Source organism: Ornithinicoccus hortensis (assembly GCF_006716185.1).
GTDB lineage: Bacteria > Actinomycetota > Actinomycetes > Actinomycetales > Dermatophilaceae > Ornithinicoccus > Ornithinicoccus hortensis.
The window spans coordinates 428,874-452,920 of record NZ_VFOP01000001.1 but is presented as its reverse complement, the minus strand read 5'-3'; the positions used below and the strand labels follow the sequence as shown (position 1 = coordinate 452,920).

Sequence of the window (24,047 nt, the reverse complement as noted above, 5' to 3'; positions counted from 1 at the left end):
GACCCTACCAACGGGACGGTCAGCCGACGGTGGTGATCGAGTCGTCGGTGACACCGGCCGCCCGGCGTGCCTCAAGCCGCCGGCGTTGCGGTTTGATCGTGTAGCGCGGATCCCGGGCGGAGTGCAGCCCGGCGTCGAAGACGCCGAGCCGGGTCAGCGCCGAGGCGGCCACCAGCGCGGCGCCGGAGACGACCGCCACCGGTCGGCACCGGCCGCCCAGCAGCGCCCCCAGACCACCGGCGATCGCTAGCCGTTCGCTCCAGGCCAGCATCTTGCCGGCCGTCCCCTCGTGCAGCGGCTCGACGGTGACCGGGTCCATCCGGCGTTCCATCAGCCGCATCGCGGTGACGTCGCCGACCACGCCCAACGCGGCCAGCGCCCGGGCGGGCCCGGCCTCCCGCGTCGGGGTGGTCAGCATCGCCATGCCGCCGGCCGCCAGGCTGGCCGAGCTGACGAAGACGAACGGGAGGTCGCGGTGCGCGTCGTTCCAGGTGGGGACCGCGGTGTCGGAGAGCAGCACCGCCGTGTAGGCACCCAGCGGGGGCGCGAACAGCCCCGCGCCGAGACCGGCGGGGCCCTCCAGACCGGTGAGCACCCGGCGCAACGGCCCGAGTGGCAGCCGCCGCCCGGTGACCCGGTCGAGCTCGGCCGTGGCGGCGACCGACAGGCAGCTGCTGAAGGCGGTGAGGATCCACGAGCCGACGCTCATCGGGGAGGTGACCTTGAAGGTGCGCAGCATGTTGTAGAAGCGCTCAGGACGACCCAGGTCCTTGACCAGGGCCACGGTGCCCAGCCCGACCGCGCCCAGCGCCGTGAGGCGGGCGTTGCGGCGCAGCGTGGGGCGTCCGGTCACCTGGGCACCCGCCCCGAGCAGGCCGGAGCCGGCCGCCAAGCCACCCAGGAACAGGTAGGCGGCGACCTCGTGACCCCACGGTGGAGGCTTGACGACGGGGCGGCCGTAGTAGGAGGTGAACTCCGCCTCCGGGACCATCACCATCTCGCGGTTGCCCTCACCACCACCCGGTCGGCGGCGCCTGCCCCTGCCGCCCCGGCGGCGTCGGCGCGGCGGCTCCGGGGGCCGCACCTCGTCGAACGCGGAGTGGGTCATCCTCTCCCTCCCAGGAAGGCGACTGCGGCCGCGGCCACCATCCCGACGGCGGCCACCGTGGCGCGCTTGTACATCGTCATCAGGTCCGCGGTGCACACCCGCGGGTCCGGCGGCAGGCCGTAGACCTCCGGCTCGTCCAGGAGCAGGAAGACCGACCCGGTGCCGCCCACTCCGTCGCGCTCGTTGGCGCCGTAGAGGCGGGCCTCGGTCTGCCCCTGGGCGTGCAGCTCGGCGACCCGCTCCCGGGCCCGGTCCACCAGGTCGTCGTGGTCGCCGAACGTGATGGAGGTCGTGGGGCAGGTCTTGGCGCAGGCCGGGATCTCGTCGTCCAACAGCCGGTCGTAGCAGAGGGTGCACTTCTGGGCGACGCCGCGCTTGGGCACCTCGGGCTGCTCGCCCTTGCGCTCCCCGCTGCGCAGCGTCGGCGCCGCGGTCCCGTCGCTGCGGCGCTCGACCACCCCGAATGGGCACCCGGCGACACAGGTGCCGCAGCCGTTGCAGATGTCGTCCTGGATGACGACCGTGCCGAACTCGGTGCGGAACAGCGCGCCCGTGGGGCACACGTCGAGGCAGCCGGCGTGGGTGCAGTGCTTGCACACGTCGGAGGACATCAGCCAGCGGAACTCGGGGGTGTCCGGCGGGGTGTATGCCGTGCCTTCCGGCGCCTCTGCCGTCGCCTCTGCCGTCGCCCCCGCCGTTGTCGTCCCCGTCGCCGCCGCCGTCCCCGGACGGGCGACGTCCTGCCGGAGCGTCGGCATACCCAGGCTCACCAGCTGCCGTCCCGACTCCCGGGCCCGGGCCACCTGCTCGCCGTCCTGCTCGATGAACGCCACGTGTCGCCAGGTGCTCGCGCCGAGGGAGGTGGTGTTGTCGTAGGACATGCCGGTGAACTCGAGGTCCCCGTCCCGGGGGTTGCGGTTCCACTCCTTGCAGGCCACCTCGCAGGCCTTGCAGCCGATGCAGATCGAGGTGTCGGTGAAGAACCCCTTGCGCGGGTGGGCCGCCTCCCACCCCGCGTCCGCCGTCGGGTCGGTCGGTCCCTTCAGCTGTCCCATCAGTCCTCTCCTCCGGGCTCGGGGTCGGGGGCCCACCCGGGGTCGGTGACCCGGCGCGCATCGGTCTCGACGGTCACCCCGGCGCGGGCGCGGTACTCCTCCACCAGCGCGAGCAGCGCGGCACCCACCGGGCGCCGCCCCGGGACGATGTCGCACGACCCGACCTTGGACTCCTGGATCTGGGTGTTCGGGTCCAGGTGGATCCCGATCAGGTCGTTGGCGGCGTCCCCGGAGACCAGCGCGTGGGAGCCGACGCCCCAGTGGTAGGGCAGGCCGACCTGGTGCACCGTGCGGCCCCCGATCTGCAGCGGGGTGAGCCGTCCGGTGACCATCACCCGGGCCTCGATCGCCCCGCGCGGGGAGATGATCGTGGCCCACCCCTCGTGTTCCAGCCCCCGCTCGGCCGCCAACTCGGGGGAGACTTCGCAGAACATCTCCGGCTGGAGCTCGGACAGGTAGGGCAGCCACCGGCTCATCCCGCCCGCGGTGTGGTGCTCGGTGAGGCGGTAGGTGGTGAACACGAAGGGGTAGACCTCGACGCCGGGGGTGCCGGCGCTCGGGGCGCCCAGGTTGTCGGCGCGCGGGTACATCAACCGCGCCGGGCTCTGCTGCTGCGGGTAGAGCGCGTTGGCCACCGGCGACTCCATCGCCTCGTAGTGGGTCGGCAGCGGACCGTCGACCAGCCCCTTGGGGGCGAACAGCCAGCCCTTGCCGTCGGCCTGCATGATGAACGGGTCGTCACCGGCCAGCGCCTCCGGACCACCGGCCCCCGGGTCCGGGGTGCTGTGGGGGGCACGGTCGAGCGGGAAGTCCGGCTCGTCGTGGCCGACCCAGCGACCCTGCTCGGCGTCCCACCAGACATACCGCTTGCGCTCGCTCCACGGGTTGCCGTCGGGGTCGGCGGAGGCCCGGTTGTAGAGGATCCGGCGGTCGGCGGGCCAGGCCCAGCCCCACTCCGACTGGTTCGGTCGGTCGCCGCCACGGGGGACCCGCCGGGCCGCCTTGTTGATCCCGTCGGCATACACGCCGGTGTAGATCCAGCACCCGCCCGAGGTCGAGCCGTCGGGCTGCATCTGGGTGTAGGACGACAGCGGTTCCCCGGCCCGCGGCCCGGTGAGGTGGCGGCCGTTGATCTCGGCCAGCACCGCCTCCGGCTCCGGCTCCCCGTGCTCGTTGGTCGGGTAGTCCCAGGTCAGGTCGAGCAGCGGACGGTCCCGCTCGTCGGTCGACCCGGCGAGGCGCTCGCGGATCCGGCAGCCCAGGGCGTGGAAGAAGTCGAGCTCGCTCTGGCAGTCCCCCGGGGGCGCCACCGCCTGGTGCCGCCACTGGAGCAACCGCTGGGTCTGGGTGAAGGACCCGGCCTTCTCCACGTGGGTGGCCGCCGGCAGGAAGAACACCTCGGTCTCGATGTCCTCGGTGCGCAGCTCCCCGGTCTCGATCTCCGGCCCCTCCTTCCACCAGGTCGCCGACTCGATCATGCTGAAGTCGCGCACCACCAGCCACTTCAGGTGGGACATCGCCCGGCGCTGCATCCGGCCGTTCGCCGACCCGACGGCGGGGTTCTGGCCGAGGATGAAGTAGCCCTCGACCTGGTCGTCCAGCATGGCCAGCGTGGTCTGGTAGGTGCCGTGCGCCCCGGTGAGCCGGGGGAGGTAGTCGTAGGCCCAGTCGTTCTCCGGCTGCGCGTGCTCGCCCCACCAGGCCTTGAGCAGGCTGACCGTGTAGGCGTCCGCGTGGGCCCAGTATCCCTTCTGCCCCTCGGAGTAGATGGAGGACAGGTACTCCTCGAGGGTGTCGTGCAGGCCCGCGGTGGGCACCGGTAGGTAGCCGGGCAGCAGGTTGAACAGGGTCGGGATGTCGGTCGACCCCTGGATGCTGGCGTGCCCCCGCAGCGCCATGATCCCGCCGCCGGGGCGCCCCACGTTGCCCATCAGCAACTGCAGGATGGCCGCGGTGCGGATGAACTGCGCGCCGAGCGTGTGCTGCGTCCAACCGGTCGCGTAGCCGAAGCAGGTGGTGCGTTCGCGGCCGGAGTTGGTCACGATGGACTCGGCGAGGTAGTCGAAGTCCTCCTGGCCGATGCCGCACAGCTCCCGCACCATCTCCGGGGTGTAGCGGGCGTAATGGCGCTTCAGGATCTGGAAGACCGTGCGGGGGTGCTGCAGGGTCTCGTCCCGCTGCACCCCGGCGTGCTCCAGGGCGGGACCGCCGCTGCCGTGCTCGTCACCGGCCGCCCGTGCCTGCGCGCTGGCGCCGTGCTCGTGACCACCGGACGGGGCGCCGATCCCGTCGCGGTCGGCCCCGGCATACGCCCAGCTCGCCGGGTCGTACTGGCCGGTCTCGGGGTCGAAGCCGGAGAAGAGCCCGCCCAGGTCCTCGGTGTCCCGGAAGTCCTCGACGACCAGCGTGGCCGCGTTGGTGTAGGCGACGACGTACTCCTTGAACCACAGGTCGTGGGTGAGCACGTGGTTGATCAACCCGCCGAGCAGCACGACGTCGGACCCGGCGCGGATGGGGACGTGCCGGTCAGCAACGGCGCCGGTCCGGGTCAGCCGCGGGTCGACGTGAATCACCCGGGCGCCCCTGGCCTTCGCCTCGGCGACCCACTGGAAACCGACCGGGTGCGCCTCGGCCATGTTGCCGCCCTGCAGGATGATGCAGTCCGCGTTGGCCATGTCCTGCAGGGTCTGTGTGGCGCCGCCGCGTCCGAACGAGGCTCCCAGACTGGGAACCGTGGCGGAGTGTCATATGCGGGCCTGGTTCTCGATCTGGATGGCGCCCGCCGCGGTGAACAACTTCTTGATGAGGTAGTTCTCCTCGTTGTCCAGCGTCGCGCCGCCCAGCGAGGCGATGCCCATGGTGCGGCGCACCTTGCGGCCCTGGTGGTCGATGTCCTGCCAGGTGTTGCGCCGGGACTCCACGAACCGGTCGGCGATCATCTCGATCGCCGTGTCCAGTTCCAGCCGCTGCCACTCGGTCGCCCGCGGGGCCCGGTAGAGCACCTCGGTCTGCCGGCCGGGCGCGTTGACCAGTTGCTCGCTGGCCGCCCCCTTCGGGCACAGCCGTCCCCGCGAGATCGGGGAGTCGGGGTCGCCCTCGATCTGGATGACCTTCTCGTCCTTGACGTAGACCTTCTGCCCGCAGCCCACCGCGCAGTACGGGCAGACGCTCTGCACGACCCGGTCCGCCGTGGCGTTGCGGGAGGTCAGGTCGCGGGTCCTGGTCGAGGTCACGGCCGGGCCCCTGCCGAACCGGTCCCCGGAACTGACTTGTCGGAGAACCGGCCACTGGAGGAAGTGCCGCGCCATGGCCCGACTCTAGCCCCGCTGTCCAGCCGCCGCCTTCGTGCGCCGACCCCACACATGTCGAGATGCAGCGAATCGTTCACAAACGACCTTCGTATGAATCAATAGGCACATGTAATGCCCAGCATCACGTCTAGTGATGTGGGTTGCTGGCCCGTGCTGCCAAAGCGCATGAGTGGACGGAAGCGCTGAGCGGACACCCCCACGGCTGACATTCCAACTGGGGGCGAGCGGCGCGGTGCACGCAAGGCGAGTCATCACACACCGCGAGCTCGACCAGAGCCCACCTTGCCCGATCCCGGGTTAGCACCCTTGCCCGCGCAACTTGGCCCCACCTGCCCGTCGGGCCTTCAGTAAGAGCGTCAAGCAAGACGTCCCCGCTCCACCCCTCGAGCCCCAGCAAATGCTGACGATTCGCGGCCCGCCCTCGTGCGCTACAAGGGCAGCTGAAAGAGGGGGCGGCGTGGTCAGGGTGTGGACGTGGCTCACAGTGACGATCAGAGCCCTGTCGATGACGCCGAGCAGGCTGCGTGACGTGGTCGGCGTCCAAGTCGGGCTGGCTGGCGGCAGCAAACGACGGGGCGCGAGCACCGCAGGTGACTTCCCGGGACGCGCCCGACCAGGCGGGCTGGTTCTTCAACGAGTTCAAGCCCTCAGTCCGCCCTGGGCGGAGACAATCGTGCACCGAGGCAGCGGATGACCGCATAGGGTGAACGTCGATCTATCCCAACCCCGGTAGGAGCCTCAATGGCGCAGAAGGTGCAGACCATCCTTGTCTCAGACCTGACCGGGAACGAACTCGGCGCGGACGGCCAGACCGTCACGTTCGGCTTCCTCGGAGTGGACTACGAGATCGACCTCTCCCAGACAGAAGCAGACGAGTTCGCCGACACGATCCAGAAGTACGTGAACGCCGCCCGCCGCATCGGTGGTCGCCGCCGGGCCGGCAGCGGCGGCAGCACCCCCCGTGACCCCTCCCAGACCAAAGCCATCAAGTCATGGCTGGACGACCAGGGCATCGACTACCCCAAGCGTGGTCGACTGCCCCAAGACCTGATCGACCAGTGGGAAACCGCCCACAAGGCCTGAGCACACGACGTCACAGCCCCGAACCCCCGGCCGTTGGGGGCTCACTCCCAGAGCTGAGCGCCACCTCACCTCCGACATCCTCGGATCGGGCCGAGCCCGCGTCCATTCTATGGCCGCACCCACCACGGATAACGCCAGTGACCAGCGCCCCCGCCTGCCCAGGGTCGGTACATCGCTGTACCGCCGAGAGTCGGATGCTTCGGGAGGGTGCCGGGCCCTCGACTTGCCAACAAGGCAAGCGACAGGCTAGCTTGCCACTATGGCAACCCCAGGACACGGCCCCCACACCGAGGGACCCGGCGCTTACGAGGCGCGCGCGGCCCTTCAGGACCTAGACGCGGCTCGGGCTCGGTTCGGTCACCATCTGGTCACGCCGTGGTGGTACAAGCTCGTCTCCGCCTCGATTGTGGCTGTGATGTTCGTAGGTTCGGGCATGCCGTACGAAACCCTGTCCTTCGGATCGGCCAGCACCGGCGCATCACTTCTGGTCGTGACGGTGATCATCGGCCCGCTTGGCCTCCGTGAGCTCCTCCGGCAGAGCACGGGTGCCTCCTTCGACCGTTACCACAACGGCTGGACCATCCCCTCGTTCATGCTGATCGGCCTGTTCGTGGTGTGCGCGCTACTGCAGAAGTTCGCCGGGCTCGAGCTCGCACCCCTCATCGGGGCCGCTGTCGGGTTCACCTTCACCAACGTTTACGAACAGTGGACCGACCGGCGTCTGGCCCAGGGACGGTTCCCCACCGACACCACCAAGAACCGCCCGTGAGCACCGCACCCCGGTTCGACGAGATCATTCATGCGCGAAATCGGTTGCAAATCTGTGGCCTGCTAGCTGAGGTCGACTCCGTCGACTTCGCCACCGTGCAACAAGCTCTCGGTGTCAGTGACTACGTCGTCAGCAAGCACCTCAAAGTCCTCGTCGACGCCGACTACGTCCATACCACCAAGGAGAACCAACGCGGACGGGCCAGAACCTGGCTCACCCTGACCGACACTGGCCGCGCCGCACTCCAGGGACACCTGGCCGAGCTGCGCAGAATCACCGGACTCGCGGGTTAAGCACCGCCAATCACACACGAGCCGAGCTTCTCTGGCGCGCTCTCCGGCTCACTGTCAACGCCCGCAACGGCCGAGGCGCGACCACTGGACGTGCCTCTCGCACATGAGAGGATCGGCCCTGCCGAGAGGAGGGCCTGTGAGCACGAAGGCTGAGTTTGTTGTGATTCCCGCCCTTGATGAGGCGGCTCAAGCGAAGTGGATGGAGTCGCTCCGGCCGAAGACCGCAACCATAGAGTTGCTCTTTCACGACGGGGACACCGATCACCCGTTGACTCACGAGCTGGAGTGGCTCTCTCCCATACGCCAGGAGGGGGTCGGAGCGCGTCCCGGTTATCTCCGACCCCAACCGACCGCCGTCTTGCTCCGATACCCGTATGACCGAGCCATCTTTCGTGCACTGAACGAGCTCGGCGGTCTCTTCGAGTACGTATCAGCCGCCACCGGCGACTCGGTGAACTTCACCCGGCTGGGCAACGTCGACGTCACCTTCCTGGACCAGTCCGACACGGTTCTCGGATCAACGGTGACCCACGAAGGCCTCATCCTGTCCCCGGTCGAGGCCTCCGCTACCAGAACTTGATCGATCCGCTCATGCCGCGAGTCGTGACGGATCTGAGGCTCACCCGGAGGCGGTAGGCCACCAGCGGTGGGAGACGGTGATGCCGTTGTCGAACCGGCACTCGACGGGCAGAGGCAACAGGCGATTCTCGAAGCTGACTTCGTGTGCGTCAACGAAGCGCTCATCGAATGCGAACAGCACGCCGCACTTGTTTTCCGCCGCATGCCAGTTGACGGCAGAGGCTATGAACAAGCCAATGGCGAAGACCAATGGAAGCCCGGCGATCAGCAGGACTCGTAGCCGTCGACGGGTCATCGTCGGAGCGTAACCGCATGCTCGGGCGAACGCGCGCATCTGCCGCTGTGAACGCGTAGCGTCCGACCATGCCGCGACGCGCGTGTTTCCAGTGCTGTTAGGCGCCGGCGCGCGCGAAGTTCAGGCTATCTTCGATGACGGACAGAACACCTGTCAGCTCGGCGGCGTCTCGAGGACCGTAGATCATGAACTCTGTGCCGTAATCCGCGTACTGGTGCGGTTCTGCCCAGCCCAGACGGGCCAGCTCTTGACCTCGGGCCGTGGGCAGGACCAGATGCACGCTGGTGTCCTGTACCCCGTGAAGATGCACCGGTTCGAGGCGCTTGCCTGGCGCCAGAGACGTTTCAGGCGCAATTTCCTGCGTCATGTCTCTGAGGTAGACCGCCCGCGACGATGCGGGAGACACCTGGCTGATCCCCTCGACGACGCCCTCGAGGGCGAAGACGTCGGCGACCAGCTGGCCCCAAATGGCTGGCGGTGCCTGCTGGTCGACCTGTCGGTGTGGGCCGTCTTCGGACGTGGTTGGCCGAGCGCCAGCTCGGGGTTTGTTCAGCACGGGGTGAATCTTAACGACCGAGGACCAAACTCAGGACGCCACGCGTATCCCTACACGGGCCCGCCGAGCAGGCCACGCATCTGCCGCAGGTCGCGCTTGACGGCACTATCCAAACCCCGGCCCTCCTTGCAACCGACGCGCTTCGGCTTCGCGAGGATCTGACACCTCTCGCAGGTCGACGGACAGCTGCACGCAGGGCGGCCCTGTCGGGTGGCCATCAGGCGTTCGGGCGTCGGTGTAGGCATACATCTCGATGCTGTGCCCTTCCAGTTGCCACCACCAGGTCCCTCCGCTGAGTGGTGTCGGTTCTGTGGTCTCTGTCGGTTCACCCAGGGCGTCGGCGAGATGGTCAGCCAGTTCGGTCGCCGCGTGAAGGACGCGCTCGGAGCTTTCGTCGTCCCAGAGGAACCAGAAAACGTCGGCGAACCGGTCTTGGTAAGTGCCCCAACCCGCTCTCGCCGTCCCCCACGTGGGCATGGAGGCCATATGCCAGGAACGAGAGGATCGTCTCCGGGGTGTCTCCGTGGCCGTGTCGGTCCGAATTCCCATCGCCTCCAGCCATAGGAGTCCCTCATCGAGGCCCTGCGGCCAGACTGACCGGAGGATCTGAGTCACGGTTTTGGCTACCTGCCGAGGGGCTGGCTTCATGCTGCGAGCCTAGAGGCGTTCGGATGGGACCTGCACGAAACGCACTGTCATGCCGCGGGTCGGTCATTCCAGAGGTGCGTCCTTTCGCCGCGAGTGACGCGGGCGCGGACGTCCAGACAAGCCGCTAGGAGCAACGCGTGACGCCTCATCGATGGTCCCGCCGAACGTGGCCAACATCAGGGTGGAGGCTCGCAGTCCACTGTTCGACCCGGCGCATCACCGCGTCGGGGTCTGGAGCGGTCGCATGGACGACCAATTCGGTATAGAAGGGGTGGTCGATGTTCAAGGTAGGAAGGGGGTATTCGCGGAGCCGGACGACGGCCCAGCCAGCGGCGAGTAGGTCCAGAGACTTTGCGGTGTCGATCGTCGCTTTGTCGGCGTGCCAGTAGGCGCCGTCGTACTCGATCGCCAATTGCAGACCAGTGCTGTTCACCGTGGTGATGTCTACGAGCCAGCGGGCGCCGTGGGTGAACGCTTCGTCGGCAACGGCTTGCCCAGAGGACGCGGCACCGAAAACGCGGACTGCAGACTCGTGGTGGGCGAGCTCGACCTTGGATTTGCCGGCTTCACGGCACTCGGGACACCCTGAACCGGCCGCTCGACTGGACAAGGTTGCGGTCCAAGTGTGGTGAAAGTTATTGCTGCAGACCCAGACGGGCGTAAATGCCGTTGAGCCACTCGGACGGACCTGCCAGGCGGTGAGCGGGTTGTCCGGCGACCACTCATCGGCTATCTCCGGGAAGTGGTAAGCAATGGAGTCGAGGATGGTCCGGCACTCGGGGCAGCGCAGTCGTTGCCCCTTCTCTCTTTCTGCGGGGCTGGCCTGCCACGAGTGGCCACACTCCCAACTCTTCCACCACACGGTCTTTCGCGAACCCGGCGAGGTGGTCTCGAGCTTCAGGGAGCCGTTCTTGGCGGTATGCCACTGGGACGCGATCTCGCGGTTCATGGCGTGCGCACCGGGGTCCGCTGCCACGGCTTGTAAGCGTGCGGTACGGGTCTCGTTCCCCTTGCAGGAAGGGCATCCGTTGCGCAGGAAGCTGAGCGGAGTGATCCGCGGATGGTGGCCGGCCGGGCACCGGAAGCGTCGCAAGGTCATACCGCCGCCTGCGACGGTCACGAGAGTCGGGTCGGCATCGTCAGCCCACGCCGCAGCGAGCTCAGGCACGTCCGCGACGGGCGTGACCTTCAGTCGTGCGTACTCGGCCTGCCACTCAGCCTTCCTTCTGACGGAGCAGGTCGGGCAGCTGGGGTAGCCGGTCATGTCGAGGATACGAGCGCTGAACCGAAGGTCGCACTCCGGGCACTTCCATCCCACCTCTCGGCGCGCCTTCACCGTCGCCGTGTTCCAGTCCGTGTCGTCGTTGACCTCGTGGTCCCACCACGTCAGGACCGGCAGCCCCGAGTCCTTGAGGAGGTCCTTAGTGGGCTTCGTGCCAGGTTGACGGGTGCCGGGCGAGTCAGATGTCTGTGCCGCCCGCCGGGGGTTTGTCTGACACTGGCAGCCCCATCCCACGTCACCGAGTCGTTGCGCCGCGATGCGTCCGCAGTGCAAACAGCGCGTCCGGTGGGGATCATCCCGAAGTGACGGTTCGGTCAGTGGACCCAGGTACTTGAAACCGTGCTGCTCCACGAACTCTTTGGCGACCGCGACCGACGGCGGCGTCAGGTCTGCGAACCCCTCCATCAGCCCTCGCTGGTCGGCTGCCCACTTACGCCAGTAGCAGGCCCTGCACGTCGCGACGCCGATGCCATTTTGGTCGATCACGTACTCGAATCGGTAGTGCGCCTCGCACCCACAGGCAAGACACCGGGTCAGGCGCCACTTCTTCGGCCCCTCGAATGGCTCCAACGGCTCAAGGCCACCGGTTTGGAAGATGGCGGTGATGTGCTCATCGCACCACGTCGGCTTCGTGCGTGTACGGAAAACAGCCGGTCGCCTGCACCCGGCCTCCGAGCACTCCTGCGTCTCCCGAGCCATGCGCCGAATGCTGTCACGCCCGGTCAAGCCCTGGCGCGTCGCCGGTGATGAACACTCAGGATTTCGCAAGAGCGTCGGTGAGCGGGTCCCACACAAGCGCCAAGCGCGTGCGACTACGCGCCGGCACACTCGGCCCTTCCCTTGAGCGCCGCGATCGGCTGCAAGCGACCCCTCCCAGTGCGGCGATGGTCGTGCTATTGCGGCTGTATGCCGCAGGAGCGAGAACTGCGCGAAGGCTCATGACATGCGGAGTCGGCGCACCGGCGTCCTGTTTTGCCGCAGGTAGCTGCCTCGGACGAGGGCGGGTATCGCCCTGTGGGCGCTACGGTTTGTGAGATGTGGGCCACCCTGGAGACCTGGCTCCTCGGCGACGGCGAGGTACCTGAGCTGTGCATCGGCGAGGTGTTGGCTCACAAGGGGCTGCGACTGAGCTGCGACACGTTCGGACCGAGCGCAGAGAGGACCACAGGCGCGTGGACCGCAGGGGCGGCAACGGAGGGTGACATCACCCACCGACTGCGAGGCGTCGTGGTCGCCGCCTGGCGGCAGGCGGCTGTGATCGACATCGGCGAGTGTCTGGTCCTGCTCGAGCCGGCCGCCGTCCGCTCGGTACAGACCGCGGATGGTCACGAAGCGCTGGAGCGGTACTCCGCCGACTTCAAGACCCCGTCCCTCGGGGCGATGGGTGAAGCGGTCGGTCGGCTTGAAGTCGTGCCCGACTATGAGTGGGAAGCATTCCACCAGCTCGACGTGCGCCGTGACTGGCGACTCACGGATGTAATGCTGATCGACCGCCAGCCCGTCTTTCACGTACGCCCAATGGCGCAACTCGACATCACGGCTGACCGCAACCCCAGCAGCTGTTACCTGGTCGATCTCGAACCGGCACAGAAGGTGGCGTCCTCCAGAGAGCCCGCCGAGCCGAGTGCAGAGAACTACGCGATCGAGGCAGTCGTGCTCGAGTGGCACCCGGAGGAAGGATGGGGCGTCGTGGACTCCCAGCAGACGCCGGGTGGATGCTGGGTCCACTTCAGCCACATCCAGGCGACCGAGTACGGAGAACTCGTCCCCGGACAGACCGTCGCGCTCGAGTTCGAGCCTGCAGACCAGGACGGCTTTGCCTACCGTGCCGTGACCGTCAAGCCTCTCTAGAAGCGCACGGATCTGCCGCGTGGAGGACGGCTACGCTCGTCCGACACTGCCGCGGGTCGCTGGCCTGGCCGGGGCTGGAGCGGCCCTTCAGTTGAGCACGTCCATGCGACCGAACCGCTGCTTTGAGGTGTTTCAATGGCCCGTCCGTTGAGTGAACAGAGCTGCGTTCAGAAAGTCTGCGCCGAAGGTTTCCGATATGCCTGCGGCGACGGGGCGGGCTTCGACAAGTTGGAGATGCGGGCAAAAGATCGCCTCCAGATCCTTGAGCGCGAACGAGGTTCCGCCTGCCGTGTCGCCGCTGACGAGGATCTCGGTGTCGCTGGGGCTGGACTGCCGCTCCTGGGCGAAGGTGACGATGCCATACTTACCGGCGCGTGCAACGCGGGGCATCACCTGCTCCAGGTACGTGATGCGTCGATGGGGGGCCAGATGGTGGAAACAGCCGGAGTCATACACGAGGTCGAAGGCATCACCGGGGAGTTCCTCACGCAAGACGTCGACAGGCAGGAGGGTGACACCTTCGGGCATCCGGGGGCGCATGACGTCGAGCAGTCCTGTAGCAATGTCGATACCCGTGACCTTCGCGCCCTTGCTCGCCAGCCAGGCCGAGTTACGTCCGTTGCCGCACCCGACGTCGAGGACGCGTGCCTCATTGAGGTCACCCAGAAAGCCTCGCTCATACCAGTCGACGAGCGGCTCGTCGGGCAGATTCGTGTTCAACGGGTGGTTGGGGATCGTCAGCATCTTCTCCCAGAAGTGCTCGGACTCCCGGGAGGTCCGGTCTCCTCGTTCATGAGCGGCGACCACCTCGTCGAGGCGCTGGAAGAGTTGTTCGACCGTGCTCAGGCGCATCAAATCATCTTCCTTCATTCCCTGCCACCTGGCCGGCGGTCGGCCGCGTGTCGACGCGATATCCGCGTGGTATCCGGAGAGAGTCCACTGGCAGCTGAAGGGGCGAGAGTGGTTCAGGCGTGAGTCGGCATGCGCATGTGGGGCCCCGGGGCACGGTGACGGAGTGCACGCTCATGCCGCAGGTCGCAAGATCCCCGTGGGTGGTGAGGGAGACTTGTCCTATGGAGACCTCCTCCCAGATGACCGCCGCCGAGGTGGTGCAGATCGTCGCCTGGCTTGACGCCAACGGTGTGGTCTATCAGGTCAACGGCGGATGGGGTGTCGATGCGCTGGTGGGACGACAGACTCGACCCCACCAAGATCTCGACGTGTTTATCGACGAAGATCACGAGGCCGACTTCATGGCCTGGCTCACCTCCCGCGGCTACCGAGTCACCGAGGATTGGCGACCAGTCCGCGTGGAGCTATCGAGTCCCTTGGGGCAAGTAGACGTCCACGCAATGCGCTTGGACCCGGCCGGTACCGGAGTTCAACAAGGTCTCGACGGCGAGGTGTACCTCCACCCTTCTAAGCAGAGAGTCACCGGCCTCATCGACGGCCAAGCGGTCGTCGTGGCCAGTGCCGAGCGAGCCCGAGAGCTTCGAAGTGGCTATCCCCCGCGTGCCGTGGACCTCCACGACCTCGCAGTCCTCGACGAACTGTAGGCATCCTGTCTTGCCGCCGACAGTGAACCGCTACTTTGCACGACCAGCCGCGGCGGACTCGAGCGTGCAAGGTCCGCCGCTCAGGGTTGTGCAACCTTCGCTGCATCTCAACAACACATGTCGAGAACGCACGGGCCGCTCCGTCCCCGGGGTGAGACGGCCACAATGGCGGTCACGACATACGAGGAGAGACCCATGGCCAAGTACCTGTTGCTGAAGCACTACCGCGGCATCCCGGATCCGCTTCCGGGCACGGACTCGCCGATGTCGGAGTGGACCGAGCAGGAAGTCGCCGACCACATCGCGTTCATGAACACGGTCGCCGACGATCTCCGCGAACGTGGCGAGTTCGTCGACGCCCAGGCGCTGTCGCCGGAGGGCACCTTCGTCCGGTACGACGGGGAGGGGCGGCCGCCGGTGACCGATGGACCGTTCGCGGAGACCAAGGACCTGATCGCCGGCTGGATGGTGATCGACGTCGACTCGGTCGAGCGGGCCCACGAGGCCGCGGCCTACCTGTCCTCCGCCCCGGGCAAGGGCGGCCGGCCGATCCACGAGTGGATCGAGGTGCGGCCGTTCCTGACCGAGGTGCCGACCGTGACCGAATGATGCCCGCCTGGCGGCGCCCGCGGGGGACGACGGATGGATGACCTGCTCAAGGTCGTCGGACCCCAGGCCCTGGGTGTCCTGGTCCGCCGCGGGGTCGACTTCGCCGCCGCCGAGGACGCCGTCCAGGAGGCACTGCTCGAGGCGGTGCGCCGCTGGCCCGACGGGGAGCCGGACGACCCGGTGGGCTGGCTGGTCACAGTGGCCTGGCGCAAACACCTCGACGTGGTCCGCGCCGAGTCGGCCCGCCGGCGCCGGGAGCTGCGCGACCACGTCGAGCCCGCACCCGGCCCCGCGCAGCAGCAGGACGACACCCTGCTGCTGCTCTTCCTGTGCTGCCACCCGGCCCTGACGCCCTCGTCGGCGGTCGCCCTGACGCTGCGCGCCGTCGGCGGCCTGACCACCCGGCAGATCGCGTCGGCATACCTCGTCCCCGAGGCCACGATGGCCCAGCGGATCAGCCGGGCCAAGCGGACGGTCGCGGCCGAGGGCGTCTCGGGGCCGGGCGACCTCGGGCGGGTGCTGCGGGTCCTCTACCTGATCTTCAACGAGGGCTACGGCGGCGACGTCGACCTGGCGGCCGAGGCGATCCGGCTGACCCGCCAGCTGTCCGCCGCGACCTCGGACCCCGAGGCCGCCGGACTGTTGGCGCTGACGCTCCTGCACCACGCGCGGCGCGGCTCCCGGTTCACGCCGGCCGGTGCGCTGGTGCCGCTCGCCGAGCAGGACCGTGCGCTGTGGGACACCGACCTGATCGCCGAGGGTGTGGCGGTCCTGCAGCGCGCACTGGCGCGGGACCGGTTGGGGGAGTTCCAGTGCCAGGCCGCGATCGCCGCCCTGCATGCCGATGCCCCGACCGCCGGGGAGACCGACTGGCCCCAGGTCCTGGACTGGTACGACGAACTGACCACCTTCACCGACAGCCCCGTCGTGGCGCTCAACCGGGTGGTGGCGCTGGCGCAGGTGGACGGCCCCCGGGTCGGGTTGCGGGCCCTCGAGGCGGTGCCGGACGACGTGCCGCGGCGGACCGCCGTGGCCGCCTACCTGCACGCGCGTGCGGGCGACCTCAGGACGGCGGGGAGGCTGTATGCCGAGGCCGCCCGCCAGGCTGCCAGCGTGGCCGAGCGGGACCACCTCACCCGACAGGCCGCGCGGCTGCACGGTGCATGACCCCGCCCGGTTGTGGGTGCGGATAACCGGGGGCGTTGTCGGGCTGGGCCTGGGTAGGGTCCCCGGATGATCACCGACGAGGACCTGGTCCGGGAGGGCGCGGCGCTGGACGACCGGTTCGGTGCCGGGCGTGCCGACGCCTTCGGACGGGCGTTGCCCGGGATCGTGGCGGATCTGACCGCGCGGTGGGGCCTGCGCCACGGTTCGCTCTACGACTCCGGCGCGACCTCGGTCGTGCTGTCCGTCGAGACCTCGCGCGGGGTGCCCGCCGTGCTCAAGGTGAGCCCGGACGCGGACTTCCTGTCCCGGCAGGCGGCCATGCTCCGTCACCTCGCGCCGACCGGCCGGGCGCCGGCCGTCCTGGCGGAGGACGCGGCCGCTGGGGCCGTCCTGCTCGAACGGATCCTGCCGGGCGACACCCTGGACAGCACCCGCACCGCCCCGCCCACCCCGGAGACGTGGGCGGCCCTGCTGCGAGACCTGCACGCCACGAGTCCCTCCGGCGTGCACGACGTGCTCGCCGACCGGTGCGAGGAGATGTTCGAGCGGATCGGTGAGCGGCGGACCCGGCCGCAGGTGCGCCCGCACGTGCCGGATGCGCTCTGGCAGCGGGCCGTCGAGGACTGCCGGCAGCTCCTCCGGGACGACCGCGAGGACGCCGTAATCCACGGTGACCTCCACCTCGGCAACGTGCTGCACGGCGGAGAGCGGGGGCTCGTGGTCATCGACCCCAAGCTCTGTGTCGGCGACCGGTGCTTCGACATGGTCGACTTCGTGGTCGTCGACGGCGCGCCGGGTCAGATGGTGCCCCGTGCCCGGGAACTCGCGTCCCTGGTGGACCTGGACCCCGACCGGCTGCTCGCCTGGAGCCGGGTGAACGCCGTCGTCACGGCGGTCTCCCGGATCACCTGGCACGGTCCGGGCCCGCGGACGGACGCGCTGCTCGCCCTCGCCCGGTCAGCCTGACCCGGCACGCGCTGACCTCGCCCGCGCTGACCCTGCACGCTCGGGCGCCTTCCGCGCTGACTCCGCCCGCTAACCCCGCACCCGCCGGAGGCAGGCGTCCTCCGCCGCGAGGTCGGGCGTCCCGACCTCGATCCCGTCGGGGATGGCCCAGGCACCGTCGTCGGTGCGGGTCGCGAGCGACCTGAGCCAGTCCACCTCGGCGGCGGCAGTCTGCGCGAAGCTCACGTCCGGCACGCCCAGCGCCCGCAGCGCGGTCGTGTCGAGCACCATGTCGACCGTCCAGGGGAGGCGCCCGACCGACTCGGGGCAGTCGCACCCGTCGACGTCCACGAGGTCCAGCGGGCCACCGGCCAGCTCGGCCACCTCCCGCACCAGGTCCCGGGCGGGGCGGGGGTCGCTGTCGGCGACGTTGAGCACCCGCGTCGCCGGGTGCTGCGCGGCCGCCCAGACCGCCCGGGCGATCACCTCGGTCGAGGTGGTGGACTCCACCAGGTCGCCGCGCCGGACCGGCATCCGGCGCCGGTCGCAGAGCACCCGCAGCACGATCTCCCACAACCGGGCCCGGCGCAGGTGGGCGCCGTGGATCTTGCTGGGCCGCAGCACCGTCATGCGCTGGCCCTCCGCCCGCAGGACCCGCTCGGCCTCCGCCTTGTTGGCGCCGTACCCCTCGGCGGAGGCGTAGGGCTCCCCGTGGAACTCCATCGTCGGCCGGTCCTCGGTGAGCGTGCCGTCCCAGACCGGCGCCTCCGGTGAGTTCGTGTGCCGCCCCCGGCTGTCGACATACACCGCCTTGGCGGAGAGCATCACGGTGGAGCCGCACGCCCGCGACCACCGGGCCAGCGACCGGGCATGCTCCGGGGTGTAGCACTGCCCGTCCACGAGGAGGTCCGCCCCGGCGCCGACGACCGCGGCGGTGGCCGCCTCGTCGTCGCGGTCGACGAGGGCGACGTCGACCCCCAGGCCGGCGAGGTGGCCGGGGACGGTGTCCGGGTTGCGTGCGGTGACGGTGACCCGCCAGTCGTGGTCCGCCATCAGTTCCGCTGTCCGGGTGAGGGTTCCGGTGCCGCCGAGGATGACTGCGCGGTTCGCCATGGGATCCACCCTCTCAGGTAGGCTCCCGCCAGCGTCGCGTGCCGGTGACAGACCGTGTCAGGCATGGAGGCGCCGGACACGAAGGAGGACGACGTTGATGACGTCGACCCCTTCGCCCTCGCGTGACTGAGGGCGAACAGACCAGGCTGATCGCCTGGAGCACCGAGCTGCGCACCGTGCACGAACGGCTGCGGACCGCACTGCGGGTCACGATGGAGGCCGTCGCCGACGGGCAGGAGCCCGGGCGTGCCAGCCGCGACCTGCTCCTGTTCTGCCACGGCTTCTGCGCTGCGCTGACCGGGCACCACGAGGGCGAGGACCGGGACCTGTTCCCGGCGATCGCGGTGGCGCATCCGGAGCTGCGGGACACGCTGCGCTCGCTGCAGCAGGACCACTCGATGATCAACCACCTGCTGGCCGGCCTGCAGGCCGCGGTCGACCGGTCCGCCGGACCGGCCGAACTCACCGGGCACCTCGAGGGGATCGCGGCGACGATGGAGTCCCACTTCCGCTACGAGGAGCGCCAGCTGCTCACCGTTCTGGAGACGCTGGAGCTCGCCGCGGACCCGGGCGACGTGCTGGGTCCGCTCTGACGGCGTCGGCCGCGGGCGGTTCTGGCAGGCCCTTTCAGAGCCGTCCGGCGTCGATCACCCGGCCCAGGAACTCCTGGGTGCGCGGCTGGGTGGGCTCGCCGAGCACCTGGGCCGGCGGCCCCTCCTCGCAGACGACGCCCTGGTCGAGGAACACCACGTGGTCGGCGACCTGCTTGGCGAACCCCATCTCGTGGGTGGCCATGAGGATCGTGGCGCCGCTGGCCGCGAGCTCCCGCACCAGGGCGAGCACCTCGCCGACCAGCTCGGGGTCCAGCGCCGAGGTGATCTCGTCGAGCAACAGCACCCGGGGCTCCACGGCGATGGCGCGGGCGATCGCGGCCCGCTGCTGCTGCCCGCCGGAGAGCCGGTCGGGGTAGGCGTCCGCCTTGTCGGCCAGTCCGACCCGCTCCAGGAGTGCCTCGGCGCGCGCCCGTGCATCCTTGGCGGACACCCCGTGCACCACCCTCGGCGCCAGGGTCACGTTGTCCCGCACCGTCATGTGCGGGAAGAGGTTGTATGCCTGGAAGACCACGCCGAACCGTGCCCGGACCGCGTCGGCGTCGATCCGCGGGTCGCTGATGTCCTGCCCGTCCAGCAGGATCTGGCCGTCGCTGATCGGCTCGAGCACCCCGGCACAGCGCAACAGGGTCGACTTGCCGGACCCGGAGGACCCGATCAGGGTGACCACCTCGTGCTCGGCGACGGTCAGGTTGATCCCGCCGAGCACCACGGTGTCGTCGTAGGCCTTGACCAGGCCGCGGACGTCCAGTACCACCTGCTCGCGCCGGCGGGGCCCCAGAGGCAGGTCCAGCGTGGTGTCCCGTCCGGTCACAGTGCCGCTCCGCTCTGCTCGCGGCGCGCGGCCCGCGCGGACGCCCAGTCGGCCAGCCGGGCGGTGGGCACCGACAACAGCACGAAGAGGAGGGCGGCCACGACATACGGGGTGAAGTTGAAGGCGCTCTGCGAGGAGATCTGCGCGGCCCGGACCGCATCGAGCGGGCCGAGCAGCGAGATCAGTCCCACGTCCTTCTGCATGGCGACGAAGTCGTTCAGCAGCGGCGGGGTCACCCGGCGCACCGCCTGGGGCAGCACCACCAGCTTCATCGACTGGCCGTAGCTCAGGCCGAGCGAGCGCGCGCCGAGCCGCTGGCTGGGGTGGACGCTGTCGATCCCGGCCCGGAACACCTCCGAGACGTAGGCGGCATAGGTGAGCACCAGCGCGACCGTGCCCAGGATGACCGGGTCGATCCGGGAGTCGGTGAACCGTAGCGCCGGCACGCCGAAGCCGATCAGGTAGAGCAGCACGATCAGCGGGATGCCGCGGAACAGGTCGACGAAGCCGGTCGCGAGCAGCCGGAGCGGCAGCCACACCGGCCCCCGCAGGGTGCGCAGCACGGCCACGACGAGGGCCAGCGCCAGGGTGCACACGGCGGCGACGGCGAGCACCCGGATGTTCAGCCACAGGCCCTCCAGAACCTTCGGCAGCGAGTCCCACGCGACCTGCGGGTTGAAGAAGGTCTGCTGCGTGCGCGGCCAGCCCGGCGCGTTGGTGATGACCAGGTAGAGGACGACCGCGAAGACCAGGGTGCTGGCCAGCGCGGTCAGTGTGGACCGGCGGGACCGGCTGGCCCGCAGCCTGCGGCGGGACAGCTCCAGCGGAGACGGATCCTGCAGGCTCACTGCAGCTCGGGCGCCCCTGCGACGTCGGCGAGCCACTCGGTCGCCAGCTCCTCCAGCGTGCCGTCCTCGCGCAGCGCGTCGACGGCCTGCGTCGCACAGTCGGTGACCGGGCTGTCCAGGTCGAGCACGAAGCCGAGCTGCTCGGCGTCCCCGGTCAGCGGGAGCTGGCCGACGATGACGCCGCCCTCGATCTCGACCGCGGTGAGGTAGAACGCCGTGGGCAGGTCCACCACGATCGCGTCGACCTGGTCGTTGTCGAGCGCGAGCTTGGCCTCCTCGTTGCTGTTGAAGATCAGCGGGTCCTGCGACGGGTCGATGAATTCCTCGACCGAGGTCAGGCTGGTGGTGCCCACCTGGGCGCCGAGGAGGGTGTCCTGCAGGTCGGCCAGGCTGCCGGCGTCCGCCGCGCTCGAGCCCTCCTTGGAGACCACGGCCTGGCGCACGTCGTAGTAGCCGGAGGTGAAGTCGACCGCCTGCCTGCGCTCCTCGGTGATCGAGAACTGGTTGATCGCCAGGTCGAAGTTCTTCGGACCGGGGGCGATGGTCGCCTCGAACGGGTTCCGCACCCAGGTGACATCGGCCGCGTCGTAGCCGAGCTGCTCGGCCACGGCATACGCGACCGCCGACTCGAAGCCTTCGCCGTTGGCCGGGTCGTCGTCGACCATCCACGGCTCGAAGGCCGGCTCCGAGGTGCTCAACGTCAACGTGCCCGGCGTGAGCGTCTCCAGCGACTCCGCGGTGCAGGCGCCGGCGTCCTCACCCCCTCCGGTCGCGTCATCGGCGTCCGTGCCGCCGGCCTCCGCGCCGGCCGACTCCCCCGTCGTGCTGTCCGGTTCATCGTCGCCGCCGCACCCGGACAGCAGGAGGGCCGCGACCCAGAGGGTGGCGAGGGCGGAGAGGCGGATGCGGGACATGGCAACTCCAGGGAGGCAGGGGCGTGGCACCCGGTCAGGTCGGGCGTGCGGCAATCGTAGTCGCACCGCGTGCCTACCCTGGAGGCGTGCCTGACCTGGAGACCGAACTCGTCCTGCGTGCCGACGACCCGCGGTGCGGGCGGGTGGTCGCCGACGGGTGGGAGCTGGTCGCGACGTCGTGGGGAGCCCGGCTCGAGGTGGACCCCGCAGACGACCGCGCCATCGCCCGGCTGAGGGACCTCGCGGATCGCCCGCCTGTGCGCGGGTACCTGGTCCGCGAGATCGCGCCCCGCGACATACCCGACCTGCTGGCGCTGGACGCGCGGACCGCCGCCGACTACCCGGGGGGCGTGGCGACCCACCACGAGCCGCTGGACGAAGCGGCCGCGCGGGCACTGTTGGGGCGTGGTCGCGCGTGGGGGATCTGGTATGCCGACGCGCTGGTCGCGGTGACCGTGACGCTCCTGGCCGGGGACCGGGTGGAGACGGACTTCACCGCGGTGCACCCCGATCACCGCGGGCGGGGCCTGGCCACGGCGCTGAAGGCGACCTCGGTGCTGGCCCACGTGGAGCAGGGTCGGACCCTGTTCGGCACCGGCGGCGCGGACGCCAACCGGGCCAGCCTGGCCATGAACCGGGCCGTGGGCTACCAGATCACCGAAACCTGGCACACCTACCGAGCGCCGACTGCACGGTGAACCCCCTGGCGCTACCGTGAGCGCCATGACCATCAGCTTCGAGGCGCGGGTCCAGCAGATCGCGGACCGACTGATCGTCCCCCTGCCCGCGGAGGCCAGCGGGGAGCTTCCCTCGCGCGGGCAGGTCGCGGTCGATGCCGAGCTGAACGGCCACGCCGTCTCCACGGTGCTCGAGCCGGATGGCCGCAAGGGCCACTGGATCGCGGTCGACGACCACCTGAGCCGGGCGCTCTCGCTGGCCGACGGCGACACCGTGTCCGGCGAGTTGGAGCCGACGAAGGAGTGGCCGGAGCCGGAGCTGCCCGAGGACTTCGGCGCCGCGCTGGCGGCGGCGTCCGACATCTCGGGCGAGTGGGCCGACATCACCCCGATGGCCCGCTGGGAGTGGGTGCGCTGGGTCAACGCGACCCGGAACCCGCAGACCCGGGAGCGCCGGATCGAGGTCAGCATCTCCAAGCTGCGCGACGGCAAGCGTCGACCCTGCTGCTTCGACCTGTCCTCGTGCACCGACCCCGAGCTCTCCCGCAGCGGCAAGCTGATCGCGACGCCCTGAGGGCCCTCAGAAGGATCGCGGACCCGACTGCAGCAGCCTGTTGATCGACTCGAGCGACACGACGTCCGGCTCCCATCCCTCTGGCATCCAGTCGCGGATGTAGTCGTCCACGTCGGGAAGGGCCGGGTCGACCCGGTGCGCAGCCACCAGTGCGTTGTGCGCGCCGACGCCGCCCACGTCCTCCAACGGACAGGCCATCTCCGCTGCCGTGCACAGGACGTGCGGGACGCTCCGGTTGTGCGGCCCCACCTGCTCGAGGATGAGGGTGTGGTGCCACTCGTCACCGAAGTCGTAGGTGTAGCTGAGGGTGTCCCCGACCCGGTGCAACACCTGGTCCAGCCGGGCATCCGCCTCCGCCGTGCCGGTGACGCCTTCCTCGCGATCGAGCTCGGTCACGAAGGAGGGACCGTGCCACGGGCTGTCGTTCGTGCCCGGCGCGAACTGGTGCTGGTGGGTGTCCATCCAGCCCATCGCCCGTTGCAGGATGTCGTGCAACTCCACCAGGTTCAGGTCACCCGGGAGCACGAGTCTGCGCCAGACGAGGGGCTCGGACCCGTCGAGCTCGACCCGGACCGTGAGGGTGACCGGAAAGTCGGGCGGCGCGGGGAGTTCGATCGAGCCTGGGTCGGGGTTCACACCGTCGTCCCGTCAGTCATAGGGTCGGTCCCGAGCAGCCGGTGCGCGACCGACCTGACCGCCCGGCCGATCGCCCGGCGACCATCGTCGGTGGGGTCCTGGGAGTCGAACCCGTGGTAGGCCTCGGGTAGGTCGATGTGCTCGATCTCGGCACCGGATGCCCGAGCAGCCGTGAGGAAGGCCCGTTGCCCGGGCGCCAGGTCCGGTACTTCCTGCCCCACGGTCGTCATCACCAGTTGGTGGTCGCCCAGCCCCGCGACGGCAGCGTCCGGGGAGGGCCAGTCGGCCAGGTGGTCGGACTCCAACAGGGGGTAGGTCAGGGCGAGGCTCTCGAACCGGTCACCGTGCTCGGCGAGCAGAGCCAGGGCCAACGGGCCACCCGCCGAGAAGACCCAGAAGGCGGTCCGCTTCGAGTCGACCTCCGGCCGCGCCGTAGCCGAGTCCAGCGCGCGTAGCACCGTCCGCAGCGCCTCGGGGTACTGAGGTCCGTGCGTCAGTTCGTGGCCGACCACCACAGCGGCAACGCCCTTGCTGACCAGCAACGCCGCGTATCCCCGGAACACCGGCCACTCCCGGGGGCCGACCTCGGGTGGTTCGCGCAGCATCCCCGGGACCAGCACCACGACCGGGAACGGTCCCGGTCCCTCGGGCAGGTAGAGGTCGGCGCGGTCGGATAGCGCCTCGGGCGCCACCCCCGCCACGTCGAGGATGAACGGGTTGAGGTATCCCGGGCGGTTCACCATGACTGCTCCG

The 24,047-nt window shown here is 69.6% G+C and carries 25 protein-coding genes; 12 read left to right on the top strand and 13 right to left on the bottom strand.

Going from position 1 to position 24,047, the window contains the following annotated elements:
* Nucleotides 1-19: 19 nt before the first annotated feature.
* From nrfD to fdh, 3 genes are read right to left on the bottom strand one after another with little or no spacing between them, the layout of a single operon-like run.
* Nucleotides 20-1,108 (bottom strand): NrfD/PsrC family molybdoenzyme membrane anchor subunit, encoded by a 1,089-nt coding sequence (gene nrfD, locus FB467_RS02060; protein WP_141783613.1) that lies wholly within the window; start codon nt 1,106-1,108, stop codon nt 20-22.
* Nucleotides 1,105-2,163: a 4Fe-4S dicluster domain-containing protein gene (locus tag FB467_RS02055; protein ID WP_141783612.1), complete on the bottom strand. Its 1,059-nt coding sequence runs from the start codon at nt 2,161-2,163 to the stop codon at nt 1,105-1,107. Before FB467_RS02055 ends, nrfD begins: the two co-directional genes overlap by 4 nt.
* A complete protein-coding gene (fdh, locus tag FB467_RS02050; protein ID WP_228393168.1) occupies nt 2,163-5,471 on the bottom strand; it encodes a formate dehydrogenase in 3,309 nt (1,102 codons plus the stop codon). Before fdh ends, FB467_RS02055 begins: the two co-directional genes overlap by 1 nt.
* 744 nt (nt 5,472-6,215) lie before the next feature.
* On the opposite strand from fdh, the gene FB467_RS02040 reads away from it, so the two are divergent.
* From FB467_RS02040 to FB467_RS02025, 4 genes are all read left to right on the top strand, one after another.
* Nucleotides 6,216-6,557 carry a histone-like nucleoid-structuring protein Lsr2 gene (locus FB467_RS02040; protein ID WP_141783609.1) on the top strand — a complete coding sequence of 114 codons (342 nt, stop codon included), beginning with the start codon at nt 6,216-6,218 and terminating at the stop codon, nt 6,555-6,557.
* Nucleotides 6,558-6,816: 259 nt separating this feature from the next.
* On the top strand, nt 6,817-7,326 hold the full coding sequence (locus FB467_RS02035) for a hypothetical protein (RefSeq protein ID WP_141783608.1): 510 nt from the start codon (nt 6,817-6,819) through the stop codon (nt 7,324-7,326).
* The gene (locus FB467_RS02030) at nt 7,323-7,619 is read left to right on the top strand and encodes a transcriptional regulator (RefSeq protein ID WP_141783607.1); all 297 of its coding nucleotides are present in this window, start codon (nt 7,323-7,325) and stop codon (nt 7,617-7,619) included. Before FB467_RS02035 ends, FB467_RS02030 begins: the two co-directional genes overlap by 4 nt.
* 136 nt (nt 7,620-7,755) lie before the next feature.
* Nucleotides 7,756-8,199 (top strand): hypothetical protein, encoded by a 444-nt coding sequence (locus FB467_RS02025; RefSeq protein WP_141783606.1) that lies wholly within the window; start codon nt 7,756-7,758, stop codon nt 8,197-8,199.
* Nucleotides 8,200-8,238: 39 nt separating this feature from the next.
* Here the strand turns inward: FB467_RS02025 and FB467_RS02020 are convergent, their stop codons facing one another.
* From FB467_RS02020 to FB467_RS02010, 3 genes are all read right to left on the bottom strand, one after another.
* Entirely contained in the window at nt 8,239-8,493 is a 255-nt protein-coding gene (locus FB467_RS02020; RefSeq protein ID WP_141783605.1) for a hypothetical protein, read from the bottom strand.
* Nucleotides 8,494-8,590: 97 nt separating this feature from the next.
* Nucleotides 8,591-9,049, bottom strand: a complete 459-nt coding sequence (locus FB467_RS02015) for a luciferase domain-containing protein (RefSeq protein WP_228393166.1) — start codon at nt 9,047-9,049, stop codon at nt 8,591-8,593.
* Between the two features lie 793 nt (nt 9,050-9,842).
* Nucleotides 9,843-11,678 carry a zinc-ribbon domain-containing protein gene (locus FB467_RS02010; protein ID WP_141783604.1) on the bottom strand — a complete coding sequence of 612 codons (1,836 nt, stop codon included), beginning with the start codon at nt 11,676-11,678 and terminating at the stop codon, nt 9,843-9,845.
* A 336-nt stretch (nt 11,679-12,014) separates the two neighbouring features.
* On the opposite strand from FB467_RS02010, the gene FB467_RS18665 reads away from it, so the two are divergent.
* Nucleotides 12,015-12,830: a hypothetical protein gene (locus FB467_RS18665; RefSeq protein ID WP_211350530.1), complete on the top strand. Its 816-nt coding sequence runs from the start codon at nt 12,015-12,017 to the stop codon at nt 12,828-12,830.
* 132 nt (nt 12,831-12,962) lie between these two features.
* On the opposite strand, the gene FB467_RS02000 is transcribed toward FB467_RS18665, so the two are convergent.
* Nucleotides 12,963-13,700, bottom strand: a complete 738-nt coding sequence (locus FB467_RS02000; RefSeq protein ID WP_141783603.1) for a class I SAM-dependent methyltransferase — start codon at nt 13,698-13,700, stop codon at nt 12,963-12,965.
* A 203-nt stretch (nt 13,701-13,903) separates the two neighbouring features.
* Here FB467_RS02000 and FB467_RS01995 point away from each other — a divergent pair, with 203 nt between their 5' ends.
* The 4 genes from FB467_RS01995 to FB467_RS01980 all read left to right on the top strand — a co-directional run bounded on the left by FB467_RS01995 (nt 13,904) and on the right by FB467_RS01980 (nt 17,128).
* Nucleotides 13,904-14,386, top strand: a complete 483-nt coding sequence (locus tag FB467_RS01995; protein ID WP_141783602.1) for a nucleotidyltransferase domain-containing protein — start codon at nt 13,904-13,906, stop codon at nt 14,384-14,386.
* Between the two features lie 195 nt (nt 14,387-14,581).
* On the top strand, nt 14,582-14,995 hold the full coding sequence (locus FB467_RS01990; RefSeq protein ID WP_141783601.1) for a YciI family protein: 414 nt from the start codon (nt 14,582-14,584) through the stop codon (nt 14,993-14,995).
* Nucleotides 14,996-15,028: 33 nt separating this feature from the next.
* Entirely contained in the window at nt 15,029-16,162 is a 1,134-nt protein-coding gene (locus tag FB467_RS01985; protein WP_141783600.1) for an RNA polymerase sigma factor, read from the top strand.
* A 66-nt stretch (nt 16,163-16,228) separates the two neighbouring features.
* Entirely contained in the window at nt 16,229-17,128 is a 900-nt protein-coding gene (locus FB467_RS01980) for an aminoglycoside phosphotransferase family protein (protein ID WP_141783599.1), read from the top strand.
* Nucleotides 17,129-17,197: 69 nt separating this feature from the next.
* On the opposite strand, the gene FB467_RS01975 is transcribed toward FB467_RS01980, so the two are convergent.
* A complete protein-coding gene (locus tag FB467_RS01975) occupies nt 17,198-18,220 on the bottom strand; it encodes a Rossmann-fold NAD(P)-binding domain-containing protein (protein WP_141783598.1) in 1,023 nt (340 codons plus the stop codon).
* Nucleotides 18,221-18,342: 122 nt separating this feature from the next.
* Between FB467_RS01975 and FB467_RS01970 the strand changes: the two genes are divergently transcribed.
* A complete protein-coding gene (locus FB467_RS01970; protein ID WP_141783597.1) occupies nt 18,343-18,813 on the top strand; it encodes a hemerythrin domain-containing protein in 471 nt (156 codons plus the stop codon).
* A gap of 34 nt (nt 18,814-18,847) precedes the next feature.
* On the opposite strand, the gene FB467_RS01965 is transcribed toward FB467_RS01970, so the two are convergent.
* Genes FB467_RS01965 through FB467_RS01955 form a run of 3 tightly spaced genes read right to left on the bottom strand, consistent with a single transcriptional unit; the run spans nt 18,848 to nt 21,407 of the window.
* Nucleotides 18,848-19,645: an amino acid ABC transporter ATP-binding protein gene (locus FB467_RS01965; protein ID WP_280525423.1), complete on the bottom strand. Its 798-nt coding sequence runs from the start codon at nt 19,643-19,645 to the stop codon at nt 18,848-18,850.
* Nucleotides 19,642-20,493 carry an amino acid ABC transporter permease gene (locus FB467_RS01960; RefSeq protein WP_141783596.1) on the bottom strand — a complete coding sequence of 284 codons (852 nt, stop codon included), beginning with the start codon at nt 20,491-20,493 and terminating at the stop codon, nt 19,642-19,644. Before FB467_RS01960 ends, FB467_RS01965 begins: the two co-directional genes overlap by 4 nt.
* Entirely contained in the window at nt 20,490-21,407 is a 918-nt protein-coding gene (locus tag FB467_RS01955) for an ABC transporter substrate-binding protein (protein WP_141783595.1), read from the bottom strand. The genes FB467_RS01960 and FB467_RS01955 overlap by 4 nt, the downstream gene beginning before the upstream one ends.
* An 86-nt stretch (nt 21,408-21,493) precedes the next feature.
* On the opposite strand from FB467_RS01955, the gene FB467_RS01950 reads away from it, so the two are divergent.
* Complete coding sequence (locus FB467_RS01950) at nt 21,494-22,105, top strand: GNAT family N-acetyltransferase (RefSeq protein WP_170230523.1); 612 nt, start codon at nt 21,494-21,496, stop codon at nt 22,103-22,105.
* A gap of 25 nt (nt 22,106-22,130) precedes the next feature.
* Nucleotides 22,131-22,658: a YdeI/OmpD-associated family protein gene (locus FB467_RS01945; protein WP_141783593.1), complete on the top strand. Its 528-nt coding sequence runs from the start codon at nt 22,131-22,133 to the stop codon at nt 22,656-22,658.
* Between the two features lie 6 nt (nt 22,659-22,664).
* On the opposite strand, the gene FB467_RS01940 is transcribed toward FB467_RS01945, so the two are convergent.
* Together FB467_RS01940 and FB467_RS01935 are read right to left on the bottom strand one after the other, a co-directional pair.
* Nucleotides 22,665-23,294 (bottom strand): plasmid pRiA4b ORF-3 family protein, encoded by a 630-nt coding sequence (locus tag FB467_RS01940; protein ID WP_141783592.1) that lies wholly within the window; start codon nt 23,292-23,294, stop codon nt 22,665-22,667.
* Nucleotides 23,291-24,037: an alpha/beta hydrolase family protein gene (locus FB467_RS01935; RefSeq protein ID WP_141783591.1), complete on the bottom strand. Its 747-nt coding sequence runs from the start codon at nt 24,035-24,037 to the stop codon at nt 23,291-23,293. The genes FB467_RS01940 and FB467_RS01935 overlap by 4 nt, the downstream gene beginning before the upstream one ends.
* Between the last annotated feature and the right edge of the window lie 10 nt (nt 24,038-24,047).

Excerpts from the sequence above, each read along its gene's own strand:
- nrfD (WP_141783613.1), bottom strand. The coding sequence starts at position 1,108 with ATGACCCACTCCGCGTTCGACGAGGTGCGGCCCCCGGAGCCGCCGCGC.
- FB467_RS02055 (WP_141783612.1), bottom strand. The coding sequence starts at position 2,163 with ATGGGACAGCTGAAGGGACCGACCGACCCGACGGCGGACGCGGGGTGG.
- FB467_RS02040 (WP_141783609.1), top strand. The coding sequence starts at position 6,216 with ATGGCGCAGAAGGTGCAGACCATCCTTGTCTCAGACCTGACCGGGAAC.
- FB467_RS02035 (WP_141783608.1), top strand. The coding sequence starts at position 6,817 with ATGGCAACCCCAGGACACGGCCCCCACACCGAGGGACCCGGCGCTTAC.
- FB467_RS02020 (WP_141783605.1), bottom strand. The coding sequence starts at position 8,493 with ATGACCCGTCGACGGCTACGAGTCCTGCTGATCGCCGGGCTTCCATTG.
- FB467_RS02010 (WP_141783604.1), bottom strand. The coding sequence starts at position 11,678 with ATGGCTCGGGAGACGCAGGAGTGCTCGGAGGCCGGGTGCAGGCGACCG.
- FB467_RS18665 (WP_211350530.1), top strand. The coding sequence starts at position 12,015 with ATGTGGGCCACCCTGGAGACCTGGCTCCTCGGCGACGGCGAGGTACCT.
- FB467_RS02000 (WP_141783603.1), bottom strand. The coding sequence starts at position 13,700 with ATGAAGGAAGATGATTTGATGCGCCTGAGCACGGTCGAACAACTCTTC.
- FB467_RS01995 (WP_141783602.1), top strand. The coding sequence starts at position 13,904 with ATGGAGACCTCCTCCCAGATGACCGCCGCCGAGGTGGTGCAGATCGTC.
- FB467_RS01990 (WP_141783601.1), top strand. The coding sequence starts at position 14,582 with ATGGCCAAGTACCTGTTGCTGAAGCACTACCGCGGCATCCCGGATCCG.
- FB467_RS01985 (WP_141783600.1), top strand. The coding sequence starts at position 15,029 with ATGGATGACCTGCTCAAGGTCGTCGGACCCCAGGCCCTGGGTGTCCTG.
- FB467_RS01980 (WP_141783599.1), top strand. The coding sequence starts at position 16,229 with ATGATCACCGACGAGGACCTGGTCCGGGAGGGCGCGGCGCTGGACGAC.
- FB467_RS01975 (WP_141783598.1), bottom strand. The coding sequence starts at position 18,220 with ATGGCGAACCGCGCAGTCATCCTCGGCGGCACCGGAACCCTCACCCGG.
- FB467_RS01955 (WP_141783595.1), bottom strand. The coding sequence starts at position 21,407 with ATGTCCCGCATCCGCCTCTCCGCCCTCGCCACCCTCTGGGTCGCGGCC.
- FB467_RS01945 (WP_141783593.1), top strand. The coding sequence starts at position 22,131 with ATGACCATCAGCTTCGAGGCGCGGGTCCAGCAGATCGCGGACCGACTG.
- FB467_RS01935 (WP_141783591.1), bottom strand. The coding sequence starts at position 24,037 with ATGGTGAACCGCCCGGGATACCTCAACCCGTTCATCCTCGACGTGGCG.